Below are 13,171 nucleotides of genomic sequence, written 5' to 3' on the forward strand. Positions count from 1 at the left end.
GACCCGGTCGATATGGGACAGGCGGCTGATTCGGCAGCGCACGAGTACCACGTGCACGGTCGAAGCGGGCAGGCTGAGCCGGCCACCGATCTGGACCGGCCCCAGCCGGTGGCGCCACCGCAGTCGCACGATCTGCCGTACCAGTGCAGGTGAGGTCTTAGCCGGGCTGTGGTGGGGACGGCTGCTGCGGTCGGTCATCCCGGCTGCGCCTTCGGCGCGGTAGCGGTCGGCCCATTTGCGGGCAGTCTTCGCCGAGACCATGAACATCTTCGCGGCTGTGGCGGGAGTCCAGCCCTGCTCGACGATCAGGCATGCGAGCCGGAGTCGGGTGCGTGGGGTCAGGGTGGCGTTAGGGTGGGACACGAAGGCCTCCGGTGGGTGAAGCGGTTCCTAGACAGCTCCACTTCACCTCCGGAGGCCTTCACCTGTCTGTGCGACAGGCCGTCACCGGTCACCTCATCGCGGAACAACGTCCTTGGACATCACAGCTAGCCGCCTGCCAGCTGAGCCTGGATCGCCGACGTCGTCCACTCCACCCAGTTCTCGTGCGGCCAGCCGCACACCCCGGTCAAGTGGTCGTAGGCCTCGTGCGACGTCAGCAACCCGATCGCGTCCGCCAGCCGGTCCGACGCCGGCACCCCCGCCTCCGCCAGCCGCTCCTTGATCTCCGCGCGGCGGACCACCGCCAGCTCCGCGCGGACCGCCGCCACGGCCGGGTCGGCCATCGCGGCCGTCGTGAACGCACGCCAGATCGGCAACGACCCCCGCACTCCCGATGCCAGCCGCGTGACCATCTCCGGCAGGTCCTCCAGCGTGCCGCGCCCGACCACGCGGTCCAGGTTCACCGCGTCCGGGTTGCCCGCGAAGCCGTCCCGGAACGCGGCGAGCAGCAGGTCCGCCTTGCGGCCCGTCTGCGTGACCGTCTCCAGGCTCACCTCCGCCGCGGCCGCGATCCGCCGCATGCTCGTGCCCGCGTAGCCGTGCTCGGCGAACAGCCGGCCGGCCGTCGCGACCACGTGCGCGCGGGTCTGGCGGGCTCGCGCCGAGCGCACCGGTGACGAGTAGGGGCGCCGTTCGGGTATCGTCATCAATTGGATAGTACAGCGTATCGGTCAACCAAGGGGGAACCATGGCCCGCGTACTCGTCTGCGTCCAGCCCGCCCGCGGTCACGTCGGCCCGACCAAGCCGATCGTCGAAGCCCTGCTCGCCGAAGGTCACGACGTCACCGTTGTCACCGGCGAGCGCTACCGGGAGGCTTTCGGGAACGCGACCGTGCGCGTCCTGCCGCCGGAAGCCGACTTCGACGAAACCGACCTCGACGGCTCCATCCCCGGCCGCGCCGGGAAACGCGGGCTGCAGCTCGCCCGGTTCGACCTCGCGAACTTCGTGAACGCGCTGCCCGCCCAGCTGAGCGTCCTGGACCTCGACGTCGACGTCGTCCTGTGCGATCCGCTGTTCATGGCCGGCCTCGCGCTGGTCCGCCGCGAGCACCGGCCGCGCGTGCTCGTGCTCGGCTTCCTGCCGTTCATGCCGCCGGTGCCGAGCGGCCCGAACAGCGCGGTCCTGAAGGTGCTGGCCCCCTGGGTGCTCGGGCCGGCGCAGCGACGAGCCCGCGCGGTGCTGGGCGAGGACCCCGGCATGCTGTTCGCGGACTGGCCCCTGCACAGCGACGGCGTCCTGCAGATGACCTGCCCCGGCTTCGAATACCCGCGCCCGAACGCGCCGCTGCACTTCATCGGCCCGACGACGGTCAGCGCCGCGGACGAGCACCCGTTGCCGCCGTGGTGGGCCGACCTCGACGGCTCCCGGCCGATCGTGCACGTGACCCAGGGAACGGTGGCCAACGACGACCTGAGCCGGCTCGCCGAGCCCGCGATCGAGGCGCTGGCCGGCGAAGACGTGCTGGTCGTCGTGACGACGTGCGGCGGCACCCTGCGGCCCGGCCCGCTGCCCGCCAACGTCCGCGTCGCCGATTTCCTGCCGTACGACGACCTGCTCCCGCGCTGCGCGGCGGTGGTCACCAACGGCGGGTACGGCGGCGTCAACCACGCCCTCCGCTACGGCGTCCCGCTGGTCGTGGTCGGTGCCAGCGAGGACAAGCGCGAGGTGGCCGCCCGGGTCACCTGGTCCGGCGCCGGCATCGGCCGGGCCCGGGGTTCGGCCTCGCCGAAGACGCTGCGGCGGGACGTCCGCGCCGTCCTGGACGAGCCGCGCTACCGCGACCGCGCGAAGGAACTGGCCGCCGAGATGGCGGCCGCGCCGTCGATGACCGAGGTGGTCGAGCTGATCACGGCGTAAGGTCCGGGCATGGACGCCGAGATCCACGCCGCCATCGAAGCGCACTGGACGGCTTCGGAAGACGGAGACGTCGAGCGGGAGCACGCGATCTACGCCGCCGGCGCGATCCTGGACTACCCGCAGTCCGGGGAGCGCTTCCGCGGCCGCGAGACCATCCGGGCCCAGCGCGGCGGCCACCCGGCCGAGCGCCACTTCACGATCCGCCGCATCCAGGGCCGCGGCGACCTGTGGGTCAGCGAGTGCGTGATCACCTACGACGGCGTGCCGACCCGCACGGTGAGCATCATGGAGTTCGCCGACGGGCTCGTGGTCCACGAGACGCAGTACTTCGCGGACCCGTTCCCGGCGGCACCCTCGCGGGCGGCCTTGGCCGAGCCGATCCCCGGCGGTCAGTGACCCGCGAACCGCTCGTCGACCTCCTCGGCCGTCAACCCGAAGTCCTCCAGACGGTACCGGTGCACCGGTTTCCGGTCCCCGGACCGGCTTTCCGAGTGCAACGCGGTCATCGCCGTGCGCGCCTCGTCCGTCAAGGACAGTCCGAAGTGGTCGTACACAGTGGACACCGTGCCGACCGGGTCGGCGACGAAGTCCTCGTACGCCACGTCGCAGAACTGCGCCGCGTCGTACTTCGCCCGCGTCGCGCGGAACTCCTCCGCGCCGCGGGCCCACAGGTCCAGCTGGGAGCGGCCGATCACTTCGCCGCGGAACTTCGCCGACCACCCGTCGGCGGCTTTCTCCGCAAGGCTGCACATCGAACCCATGATCGTGCGCGGTGCGCGGTGCGTCTGGATCACCAGCGCGTCCGGGTACGCCGCCATCAGCGCGTCCAGCGCGAACAGGTGGCTGGGGTTTTTGAGCACCCACCGCTTGCCCGCGTCCGGCAGCCCGATGAGCTGCAGGTTGCGCCGGTGCCGGGCGTAGGCGTCCGTCCAGTCCTGCTTCGCGAGCCAGCGCGAGTACCGCGGCACGTGCGCCAGGCACTCGAAGGAGATCGACCGCATCGACTGCCGCAGCAGCTGCCAGCACTCCTCCACCTGGTCCGCGGACATGTGGTGCACGCCCATGAACTCCGGGTGCTCGACGTGGTGGCGCTCGTAGCCGGCCTGGATCCCCTGGTACACCGGGTTGTCCGGCCAGGAGGCACGCGGCGGGCGCGGTTGCGGGACCTCGGCGAGCCAGACTTCCAGGCCCTGGTGCCCGGGGTCCTCGGCGAGCAGCCGGTGCAGCGCGGTCGTGCCCGTGCGGGGCAGGCCGGTCACGAAAATCGGCCGCTCGATCGCCACCTCCGCCGAAGCCGGGTGCTGCTTCCAGCCCGCTTCACTGAGCAGCCGCGCCACGAGCGCGCCGCGCAGGAACGCCCGGTGCACCTTGTTGCCGTACGGCGTGAGGTCCTCGTCCGCCTCGTACGACTCCAGCAGCACGCGCAGGCCCTCGACGTACTCGTCGTCGCCGAAGTCGTCGAGCCCGGTGAGCTTGGTGGCCGACGCGTGCAGGTCCTCGACGGTGCCGACGTCTTCCCGGCCGGGACGCATGAACCCTCCTAGTGGTGGTACTCGCCGCCGTTGACGTCGAGGCACTGCCCGGTGATCGCCCGCGCCATCGGCGAGGCGAGGAACACGACGGCGTCGGCGATCTCGTCCGGCTCCGGCAGCTTGCGCAGGTCTATTGTGGACGCTGTCTCGGCGTAGACCTCTTCGGGCGTGATGCCGCGTTCTTTGGCGAGGTAGTTGAAGTACCACTTGAGGTTCGGCGCCCAGATGTAGCCGGGTGCGACGGTGTTGACGCGCACGCCGTCCGGCCCGAGTTCGCTGGCGAGGCTCTGCGAAAGCGACAGCAGCGCCGACTTGGCCATCTTGTACGCGCCGAACGTGCGCCGCGAATGCCGCAGCACCGCCGAGTTGATCATCACCAGCGAGCCCTTGCTCTCCTTGAGCGCGGGCAGGAACAGCCGGGTCAGCCGCAGCACCGAGATCCCCGCCGTCTCGAACCCGGCCCGGACGGCGTCGAGGTCCACAGTGGCCAAATCGGTCAGCGGCGGGACGGCGAAGGCGTTGTGCACGACCGCGTCCACCCGGCCGAACGCTTCGAGGGCCTCGTTCACCAAGTTCTGCGCGGATTCCGCGTCGTCGATGTCGGTCCGGACGGCGACAGCGCGGCGCCCGAGGTCGGTGACCTCCTTCGCGACCTCGGTGAGCCGTGACTCGGTGCGCGCGGCGAGCACGACGTCCGCGCCCGCCTCCGCGCTGCGCACGGCGATCGACCGGCCGAGTCCCGGGCCGATCCCGGAGACGACGACCACCTTGTCCCGCAACAGGTCCGCCACGCTCACCCCAGCATCCGGGCGGCGACGGCGTCCTGCCGGGCCGCGATCCGCGCCGACCATTCGGCCGGCGTCACGCGTGCTTCGTCGTGGTACGGCAGGCGGTCCGGCAGTTCGTCCACCTTGACGACCTCGACGACCGGGCCGTCGTCCGGGCCGAGGTCGCGCGCAAGCCGCTGCCAGCGGATTTGGACGTACCCGCGGTCGTGGCCCGTGCGCTCCAGCCAGTTCGCCACGCCGGGGTCGCGCTCACTGATCACGAACCGGATCCTGCCGTCCGGGTCGACGCGGGCCTGGTCGGCGGTGAGGCTCGTCTGGTGGTTGATGTAGTCGAGCGATACGTACCAGAGGCTGCCGAGCTGGATGCCCTGGTACGGCGCGTCCGCGCACCGCGGCACGGTGACGACCATCGCCTCTTCGTCGCCCAGCTCGTAGTGCCCGGCCGAGGAGAACTGCGTGGTCAGGCCGCCCGGCGTCGAGCGCGGCTCGGTCATCGTGTTCACCGGCAAGTTGTCGTAGAACCACTTCGGGAACGCCAGGAACGTCTTCAGCCGGCTCAGCAGCATCTTGCCGGTGACGCCGTAGCGCTTGGCCAGCGCCGACCGGTCCGGCACCGGCGGCGCCTGGCCCGCCGTGTCGACGCACTGGATCCGGATCTCACCGCGCTTCTCCGTCGCCCAGTCGCTGTGGACCTCGCGGACGACGAGCATCGACGAGCCCTCGCCGAGGACGAAGTAGTTCGGCCCCGGGTTCTCGCGGGCCGGGCCGAACCGCAGCTCGAACCGGCCGTCTTCGCCGATTTCGATGGCCCGGTCGTCGAACGCGGCGAGGCTGTCGGGCACCACGACCGGCGAGTAGTCGCCGTTGAGGATCTGGAAGCTCAGGTCGGCGGTGGTCCCGCGGACGCCGGTGACGAGGTACTCGCGGTCGGCGCGGATGTTCGCGTTGAAGTACAGCGTGTCCGGGTTGTCCAGGCCCATCTTGGTGTACGGCCCGGTGGACGCGGTGAAGTACGGGAAGTCGCGCTGGTAGGCCCAGGCCATCTGCAGCGACGCGCGGATGCTGCCGGCGAGGTAGTCGTAGCCCTCGAGGAGGCCCAGCTCGGTCTGCGCGGGCGGCGCTTCGGCGATCAGCTTCTCGGCTTCGGCGATCGCGTCGGCGAACGGCCGGGTCAACGAGAACTCGTTCTCGATCATGCCGGGACGGCCCAGCGGTTGGCGAGCAGCCGGAAGCCGGGGTTGTCCGCCCACGAGAGCATCGACTCGTAGGTCCGGACGTACCCGATGTGCGTCATCCGCCAGGCGCCGTCGGCCTCCCGGCGGTAGGTGTCCTCGTAGAAGGCGGCGCCTTCGATGATCACCTTGTGGTCGGGCACGATGACCTTGTCGGTGAACGACCACCGCCCGGTCGCGGTGTCGCCGTCGACCTCGATCTCGGGCTGACCTGCGTGGTGGACGGTGATGATGCCGTTGCCGAGGCTCGTGGTGAGGAACTCGAGGATGGCGTCGCGCCCCTCGAACTTCTTCCCCTCACCGCCCACCGCGTGCGTCCCGTAGTCGGCCGTGGCGTCGACGGTGAAGGTGTCGGCCACCTCGTCCCACAGCTTGAGGTCCACCCCGCGCAGGTACCGGTACTTCAGCCGCTTGATCTCTTCGAGTACGACCAGGTCCATCCTCACAGGGTCCCGCACCGCTTGACCGATGACAAGAACATGTTCTACTTTTTTCCGGTGTCCGTGGCCTATGAGCTGTCCCACCTGGCCGCGCTCGAAGCGGAGGCCGTGCACGTCTTCCGCGAAGTCGCGGCGACCTTCGAACGCCCGGTGCTGCTGTTCTCCGGCGGCAAGGACTCGGTGGTGATGCTGCACGCCGCCGCGAAGGCGTTCTGGCCGGCGCCATTGCCCTTCCCGGTGCTGCACGTCGACACCGGCCACAACTTCGACGAGGTGCTGCGGTTCCGCGACGAGACCGTGGCCGCGCTGAACCTGCGGCTGCTCGTCGCGAGCGTCCAGGACGACATCGACGCCGGCCGCGTCGTCGAGGAGACCGGGCCGGGGGCCAGCCGCAACCGGCTGCAGACCGTCACCCTGCTGCGGGCGATCCGCGAAGGCGGGTTCGACGCCGTGTTCGGCGGCGCGAGGCGCGACGAGGAGAAGGCGCGTGCCAAGGAACGCGTGTTCAGCTTCCGCGACGAGCACGGCCAGTGGGACCCGCGCGGCCAGCGCCCCGAGCTGTGGAACCTCTACAACGGACGGCACCGGCGAGGCGAGCACATCCGCGTCTTCCCGCTGTCGAACTGGACCGAACTGGACATCTGGCAGTACGTCCGGGACGAACGGATCGCGCTGCCGCCGCTGTACTACGCGCACCGGCGTCCGGTCGTCCAGCGCGACGGGATGCTGCTGGCGGCCACGCGCTTCCTGTCCCTTGTGGACGGCGAGACGCCGTACGAGGCGACCGTGCGCTTCCGGACCGTCGGCGACGCGACCTGCACCGGCTGCGTCGAATCGCCGGCGGCGACCCCGTCCGAAGTGGTCGCCGAGGTCGCCGCCACGCGCGTCACCGAACGCGGCGCGACGCGGGCCGACGACCGGATTTCCGAGGCAGGCATGGAAGACCGCAAGCGGGAGGGCTACTTCTGATGCAGCTGCTGCGGATCGCCACGGCGGGCAGCGTCGACGACGGCAAGTCCACGTTGATCGGTCGCCTGCTGTTCGACTCGAAGGCGATCTTCACCGACCAGCTCGCCGCCGTCGAACGCGCCAGCCGCGACCGCGGCGAGGACTACCCGGACCTCGCGCTGCTCACCGACGGCCTGCGCGCCGAACGCGAACAGGGCATCACCATCGACGTCGCCCACCGCTACTTCGCCACGCCCAAGCGGAAGTTCATCATCGCGGACACGCCGGGGCACCTGCAGTACACGCGGAACATGGTGACCGGCGCGTCGACGGCCGACCTGGCACTGGTCCTGGTCGACGCGCGCAAGGGCGTACTGGAGCAGTCGCGGCGGCACGCGTTCCTCGCGTCGCTGCTCGGCATCGGGCACCTCGTGGTGTGCGTGAACAAGATGGACCTCGTCGGCTGGTCGCGCGATCGGTTCGACGAGATCCGCGAGGAGTTCCGGCGGTTCGCGATGAAGCTGGACGTCGCCGACCTGACGTTCGTGCCGGTCTCGGCGCTGCACGGCGACAACGTCGTCCACCGCAGCGCGAGCATGCCCTGGTACGAAGGAACTTCGCTGCTGCACCAGCTGGAGGAGGTGCACGTCGCGTCCGACCGGAACCTGATCGACGCGCGGTTCCCGGTCCAGTACGTGATCCGCCGGTCCGATTTCCGCGGGTACGCGGGGACGATCGCGGGCGGGGTGTTCAAGCCGGGCGACGAGGTCGTGGCGCTGCCGTCGGGGTTCACCTCCCGAGTGCGCGCGGTCTGGGGGCCGGGCGGGAAACCGCTTTCGGAGGCCTTCACCGGGCAGGCGGTCGCGGTCGAGCTGGCCGACGACCTGGACCTCGGGCGCGGCGCGATGCTGTGCCGCCCAGGCAACCGCGCGGAGTCCGCCCGCGAGGTCGACGCGATGGTGTGCTGGTTCTCGTCGCGCTCGTCGTTGACGCCCGGTTCTTCTTACGCCGTCCGGCACACGACGACCGAGACGCGGGGGACGGTGGAGAAGCTGGAGTACCGCCTCGACGTGACGACGCTGCACCGGTCCGATGCGGAGTCGTTGTCGTTGAACGACATCGGCCGCATCCGGCTGCGCACGCGTTCGCCGCTGCTGTTCGACCCGTACCGCCGCAACCGCGCGACGGGCGGGTTCCTGCTGGTGGACGAGCACACGGGCGACACGGTCGCGGCGGGCGTGATCACCGGGGCTCCGGTGTCCCCGGTGGTCTGGCACACGGCGGCGGTCCGCCGCGAGGACCGCCCGACCCGCGGCGCGACGGTGTGGCTGACCGGGCTGTCGGCGTCGGGCAAGTCGTCGGTGGCGGTGGAGCTGGAGCGCCGGCTGGTGGCGGCGGGCCGCCCGGCGTACCTGCTGGACGGCGACAACCTGCGCCACGGGCTGAACGCCGGGCTGGGGTTCAGCCCCGAGGACCGCGCCGAGAACGTGCGGCGGGTGGCGGAGGTGGCCCGCCTGTTCGCGGACGCCGGCGTGGTCGCGATCGCGTCGCTGATCAGCCCTTATGCGGCCGACCGTGCGTCGGCTCGGGCGATTTCCGCGGATTTGCCGTTCGTCGAGGTCTTCGTGGACACGCCGTTGGAGGTGTGCGAGGCGAGGGACCCGAAGGGGATGTACGCGAAGGCGCGGGCGGGCGAGATCACCGGGTTCACGGGCATCGACGCGCCTTACGAGCGTCCGTCGTCGCCCGATCTGGTGCTTCGCCCGGGTGACGGCGACCCGGCGGCGATGGCCGCGGCGATCCAGACCGTCCTCGACGACCTCGACCGGACCGTGTCCTAGATAGGCCAATCCTGCCGATTCGTCACCCTCTTGCCGATCACGGGTTATTTTGCCTGTGCACTGCCGGTGGGACAGAGGGGAAACGCAGTGAAAAGCGTGGTTTGGTGGTCGGTCGGGCTGCTGTTCGGCCTGGGGTTCATGGCGCTGGGGCTGTTCGGTTCCGGGGAACCGAGCGGCAAGGTGCTGTGCGGCAGCGAGGAGATGCGGCCGGGGCAGACCTGCGACCGGACGCAGTACGGCCAGACGACCAGCGAGACCTACGAAGAGAAGCGCCAGGAAGCGATCGACGACGCGGCCACGTTCAAGGGCGGCGGCCGGTGGGTGACGTTCGGCATCGGCACGGCGATCGCGGCCGCGTGCGGCTGGCGGCTGGTCGTGGCCGTCCGGCGCCGGTCGGGTGCCGGTTCTGTCGCGCAGGCCGTGCCTGGACAGCAGCCGGGCTTCGGTCCGCCGCCGGGCTACCCGGCGCAAGATCACCCGGTACAGACCTATCCGGCGCAGGCGTTCTCGGCGCAGAGTTCTCCGGTGCAGGGATACCCGCCGCACGGCCACCCGGCGCAGCAGGACCTCCGGCAGCAGCCCGGATTCGCTCCGGCGCAGGGCTTTCCCCCGCCGCAAGGGGTCCAGCAGCCGCCGGGCTACCAGCCGCCGCGCGGGCCGCACCAGCAGTAGACCTAGCCGGCTTCGAGCGCGAAGAACAGGAAGCTCGGGAAGGTGTCGAGCAGCTCGAAGTCGCCGGGGAACAGCTCGCGGGCTTCCGGCACCGGATGCGGCTCGCTGACCACCGAGATCCGGAAGCCGGCCGCGGTGAAGGCGTCGGTCATCGCGTGCAGCGGCTTGTGCCAGAACGTCATCCGCGCGGCCTGGCCGTGCAGCTCGAACTCGTCGGTCCAGGTGTAGGACTCGAAGTAGTCGGGCCGGGGCCCGGTCTGGCGGTGGATCAGGTTGTTCATGAACGGGTGGTTGACCGACGCGATCAGCCGGCCGCCGGTCTTCAGCACCCGCCGGAACTCCGCCAGCGTCGGTTCCCAGTCGCGCAGGTAGTGCAGCACCAGGGACGCGACGACGTCGTCGAAGGAGCCGTCGGCGAAGGGCAGCGGGTCGGCGAGGTCGGCGACCCGCAGGTCGGCGTCGGCGCCGAGCCGCCGCCGGGCGTGCTCGATCATCGCGGCGCTCTGGTCGAAGCCGGTCACGACGGCACCCCGCTCGCGCAGCGCGGCGAACAGCGGGCCCGAGCCACAGCCGGCGTCGAGGACCCGCCGTCCGGCCACGTCCCCGGCGAGGGCCAGGGTCGCGGGCCGTTCGTAATAGGCGTTCATCAGGCTGGTTTCGTTTTCGGCCGTGTAGGCCTCGGCGAACTCGTCGTACGCGGCAACCGGGGTCATGCGGCCCATACTGCCCGCGCTAGCCCGCCGGCGCCACGAACCCCGAGTCGTACGCCCGGATCACCGCCTGGGTCCGGTCGCGCGCGCCGAGCTTCGCCAGTACGTTGCCCACGTGGGTCTTCACCGTCTGGACCCCCAGGTACAGCTCGCCCGCGATCTCCACATTGGACAGTCCACCGGCCATCAGCCGCAGCACTTCGCGTTCGCGTTCGGTGAGGTTCGCGCCCGCCAGCCCGTCGCCGGACGGGGCGCGGTTCGCCGCCAGCCGCCGGATCGCCGCCGGGAACAGCAGCGACTCCCCCGCCGCCACCGTCCGGATCGCCGCCACGATCTCCTCCGGCCGCGCCCGCTTGAGCAGGAACCCGCTCGCGCCCGCCCGCAGCGCGTCGTACACGTAGTCGTCGTTCTCGAAGGTCGTCACCACGATCACCTTCGGCGGAGAGTCCACAGTGGACACCAGGTGCGTGGTGGCGCGGATCCCGTCCACCGCGGGCATCCGCACGTCCATCAGGACGACGTCCGGGCGCAGCTTCGCGACCAGGCCCAGTACCTCGGCGCCGTCGGCCGCCTCGCCGGCCACCGTCAACCCGGGCTCGCTCTCGACGATCGCCCGCAGCCCGGCGCGGATCAGCGGCTCGTCGTCGACCAGCAGCACGCTCAGCTCCCCCACGGCACCCGCACCTCGACCTCCCACCGCTCGTCCACCCGCCCGGCCGACAGCTCGCCGCCGAGCACCGCGACCCGCTCGGTCATCCCGCGCAGGCCACGTCCGCCGCCGGCGCTCCCCGTGCCGCTCCCGAGCGGGTTGGCGACCCGGGCGACCAGCCCGTGCGCGGCGACGTCGAGGGTCACCGTCACCGGGACCCTACCGGCGTGCCGGACGGCGTTGGTCAGGCATTCCTGCAGGATCCGGTACACCTCGCGCGACACCACCGCGGGCACCGAAGCCAGGTCGCCGCCGATCGACGCGGTGACGTCGGTGCCGGCCAGCCGGGTCGTGTCCAGGAGGGTCGGCAGCGCGGTCAGCGCCGGCTGCGGCGTCCGGGCCGCCGCTTCGTCGCGCAGCAGGCCGAGGACGTGGTCGAGGTCGTCGAGGGCCGTGCGCGCGGACTCTTCGATCGCCCCGAGCGCGCGCTCGGTGAAGTCCGGATCGGTGCGCAGCGTCCGCCGGGCGGCGCCCGCCTGGAGGGTGACGACGCTCAGCGCGTGCCCGACGGAGTCGTGCAGTTCACGGGCCAGGCGGTTGCGTTCGGCGAGCTGCCCGGTCCGCCGTTCCAGCTGCGCGATCCGATCGGCGGCGCTCATCCCGAGCAGCCGCGCCGCGACCCGGCGCAGCAGGCCGCCGACCAGCCAGACGGCGTAGACGAGGACCACCGCGGCGACGGCGAAGGTGACGGGCAGCCACACCGACGCCCAGCCCGTCGGGACGCGCACTTCGTCGCCCTCACCGGTCTGGAAGAGGTGCCCGGTGAAGACGGCGCTGACCGAGACCCCGACGGCAACGGGCGCGGCGAGGCTGAAGAAGCTGACGACGAACCCGGCGACGACGTGCAGCACGAACATGCCGGCGGCCCGCCGCCGCCCGGGCAGGCTGCGGGGTTTCGCGGGCGCGTCCGGAACGGGGTCGTCGAGCAGTTCCCGGACGGCGGTGGATTCGAGGACGTGCACGGCGGGCAGGAAGGCGGTCCCGGCGAGGACGAGCAGGGTGATCGCGCCCCCGACGAGGACGGCCTCGTCGACGGTGGTGACGAACGGCAGGACGGACGGCACGGCGACGGCGGAGAAGAGCAGGTAGGGGACGCTGATGGCCCCGCCGAGGACGAGGTAGACCCACCGGCGGTAGGTCGCTTTGCTCGTCAGGGGGCGGAGAATGCGCACGGGCCGATCTTCGCAGGTGGCGGCGGTGTGCGCCTCCCTCTCGCGGTGGAGGCGGGGGTGCCCGCGGGGCGACGCGGCCGGCAGCGGGCGCAAGCGCCCCAAGGCGGCCTTGGTTGCGTCCCACGCACCCAATGTGGCCTTCGGTGCGTCTCACGCACCGAAGGCCACATTGGGGCGCTCTGGACCGGACCTAGTAAGCAACCTTGCGCGGAGCATCCGAAGCCCCCGCCAGGCCGTTCACCCACAACGACTGCACCTTCGCCGCCTCGGCCGCCGACGGCTTCGCGTTCGTGCACGACGTCCCCGGCCCATGGCCCGACATCAACTCCGTGCACGGCCCGCTGTAGTGGTCCGGCAGCCCCAGATTGTGGCCCAGCTCGTGCGCCGCGATGCGGGTTGGGTCGTACCCCTCCGCCACCTGGCTCGTGTCCAGGTAGATGTCGCCCCGGCCGTGGCCGTTGGTGTTCGTGTACGAACCGCCGCTGTGGATCTCGTGGAACTTGATCGTCGCGCCCGTCGTGCGCTTGACCAGCTTCACGTCCGTGACCGCGGCGTTCCAGTTGGCCGCGCCCCGGTCGATCTGGGCGAGGTAGTCCGGCGCCCCCGATGAGCTGTAGTAGAGCGTCGTCACCGCGGCCGCCGAAGCCGTCGGGGCCAGGCCCACGCCCAGCGGGGCCACCAGGGCCAAGGCCGCGATCCGGGTGATCACGCGTGCGTCCATCGTGTCTCCTTCGTCCGATTCAGAGAACACTTCACCGTGGTTCGAGCGATCAGGTTAGAAGTCAACGGACACCGGGGCCACGGCCGAAAGTAGCTCCCTCGCCGGAG

15 protein-coding genes are annotated in these 13,171 nt (G+C 71.2%); 5 read left to right on the plus strand and 10 right to left on the minus strand.

What is annotated here, in order from left to right; all coding sequences use genetic code 11:
* Positions 1-363, minus strand: a 363-nt coding sequence (locus ACIQWX_RS33590; protein WP_400879860.1) for a leucine zipper domain-containing protein, incomplete at its 3' end; no start/stop codon positions are given.
* Positions 364-488: 125 nt separating this feature from the next.
* Positions 489-1,088, minus strand: a complete 600-nt coding sequence (locus ACIQWX_RS33595) for a TetR/AcrR family transcriptional regulator (protein ID WP_400879862.1) — start codon at positions 1,086-1,088, stop codon at positions 489-491.
* Positions 1,089-1,129: 41 nt separating this feature from the next.
* On the opposite strand from ACIQWX_RS33595, the gene ACIQWX_RS33600 reads away from it, so the two are divergent.
* Positions 1,130-2,299 carry a glycosyltransferase gene (locus ACIQWX_RS33600; RefSeq protein WP_400879864.1) on the plus strand — a complete coding sequence of 390 codons (1,170 nt, stop codon included), beginning with the start codon at positions 1,130-1,132 and terminating at the stop codon, positions 2,297-2,299.
* A 9-nt stretch (positions 2,300-2,308) separates the two neighbouring features.
* On the plus strand, positions 2,309-2,695 hold the full coding sequence (locus tag ACIQWX_RS33605; protein ID WP_400879867.1) for a nuclear transport factor 2 family protein: 387 nt from the start codon (positions 2,309-2,311) through the stop codon (positions 2,693-2,695).
* Here the strand turns inward: ACIQWX_RS33605 and ACIQWX_RS33610 are convergent.
* The 4 genes from ACIQWX_RS33610 to ACIQWX_RS33625 are packed head-to-tail and all read right to left on the minus strand — an operon-like array spanning position 2,689 to position 6,291.
* A complete protein-coding gene (locus ACIQWX_RS33610) occupies positions 2,689-3,831 on the minus strand; it encodes a sulfotransferase family protein (protein ID WP_400879870.1) in 1,143 nt (380 codons plus the stop codon). The two genes, ACIQWX_RS33605 and ACIQWX_RS33610, sit on opposite strands and share 7 nt — an antisense overlap.
* Positions 3,832-3,839: 8 nt before the next feature.
* Positions 3,840-4,622, minus strand: coding sequence for an SDR family oxidoreductase (locus ACIQWX_RS33615; RefSeq protein ID WP_400881412.1), 783 nt, complete (start codon positions 4,620-4,622; stop codon positions 3,840-3,842).
* Between the two features lie 2 nt (positions 4,623-4,624).
* Entirely contained in the window at positions 4,625-5,815 is a 1,191-nt protein-coding gene (locus tag ACIQWX_RS33620) for a hypothetical protein (protein WP_400879873.1), read from the minus strand.
* Positions 5,812-6,291, minus strand: a complete 480-nt coding sequence (locus ACIQWX_RS33625) for a nuclear transport factor 2 family protein (RefSeq protein ID WP_400879876.1) — start codon at positions 6,289-6,291, stop codon at positions 5,812-5,814. Before ACIQWX_RS33625 ends, ACIQWX_RS33620 begins: the two co-directional genes overlap by 4 nt.
* A gap of 39 nt (positions 6,292-6,330) precedes the next feature.
* Here ACIQWX_RS33625 and cysD point away from each other — a divergent pair, with 39 nt between their 5' ends.
* The 3 genes from cysD (at position 6,331) to ACIQWX_RS33640 (ending at position 9,752) form a co-directional block, all read left to right on the plus strand.
* Complete coding sequence (gene cysD / locus ACIQWX_RS33630; protein WP_400881414.1) at positions 6,331-7,260, plus strand: sulfate adenylyltransferase subunit CysD; 930 nt, start codon at positions 6,331-6,333, stop codon at positions 7,258-7,260.
* On the plus strand, positions 7,260-9,080 hold the full coding sequence (gene cysC, locus ACIQWX_RS33635) for an adenylyl-sulfate kinase (protein ID WP_400879878.1): 1,821 nt from the start codon (positions 7,260-7,262) through the stop codon (positions 9,078-9,080). The genes cysD and cysC overlap by 1 nt, the downstream gene beginning before the upstream one ends.
* 87 nt (positions 9,081-9,167) lie before the next feature.
* Positions 9,168-9,752, plus strand: coding sequence for a hypothetical protein (locus ACIQWX_RS33640; protein WP_400879880.1), 585 nt, complete (start codon positions 9,168-9,170; stop codon positions 9,750-9,752).
* Between the two features lie 2 nt (positions 9,753-9,754).
* Here the strand turns inward: ACIQWX_RS33640 and ACIQWX_RS33645 are convergent, their stop codons facing one another.
* The 4 genes from ACIQWX_RS33645 to ACIQWX_RS33660 all read right to left on the minus strand — a co-directional run bounded on the left by ACIQWX_RS33645 (position 9,755) and on the right by ACIQWX_RS33660 (position 13,064).
* Complete coding sequence (locus tag ACIQWX_RS33645) at positions 9,755-10,465, minus strand: class I SAM-dependent methyltransferase (protein ID WP_400879883.1); 711 nt, start codon at positions 10,463-10,465, stop codon at positions 9,755-9,757.
* 19 nt (positions 10,466-10,484) lie between these two features.
* Positions 10,485-11,135 carry a response regulator gene (locus tag ACIQWX_RS33650; RefSeq protein WP_400879886.1) on the minus strand — a complete coding sequence of 217 codons (651 nt, stop codon included), beginning with the start codon at positions 11,133-11,135 and terminating at the stop codon, positions 10,485-10,487.
* Entirely contained in the window at positions 11,123-12,343 is a 1,221-nt protein-coding gene (locus tag ACIQWX_RS33655) for a sensor histidine kinase (protein ID WP_400879889.1), read from the minus strand. Before ACIQWX_RS33655 ends, ACIQWX_RS33650 begins: the two co-directional genes overlap by 13 nt.
* A gap of 190 nt (positions 12,344-12,533) precedes the next feature.
* On the minus strand, positions 12,534-13,064 hold the full coding sequence (locus ACIQWX_RS33660) for a snapalysin family zinc-dependent metalloprotease (RefSeq protein WP_400879892.1): 531 nt from the start codon (positions 13,062-13,064) through the stop codon (positions 12,534-12,536).
* Positions 13,065-13,171 lie beyond the last annotated feature (107 nt).

The organism is Amycolatopsis sp. NPDC098790 (genome assembly GCF_044759945.1).
In the GTDB taxonomy this organism is placed as follows: Bacteria; Actinomycetota; Actinomycetes; order Mycobacteriales; family Pseudonocardiaceae; genus Amycolatopsis.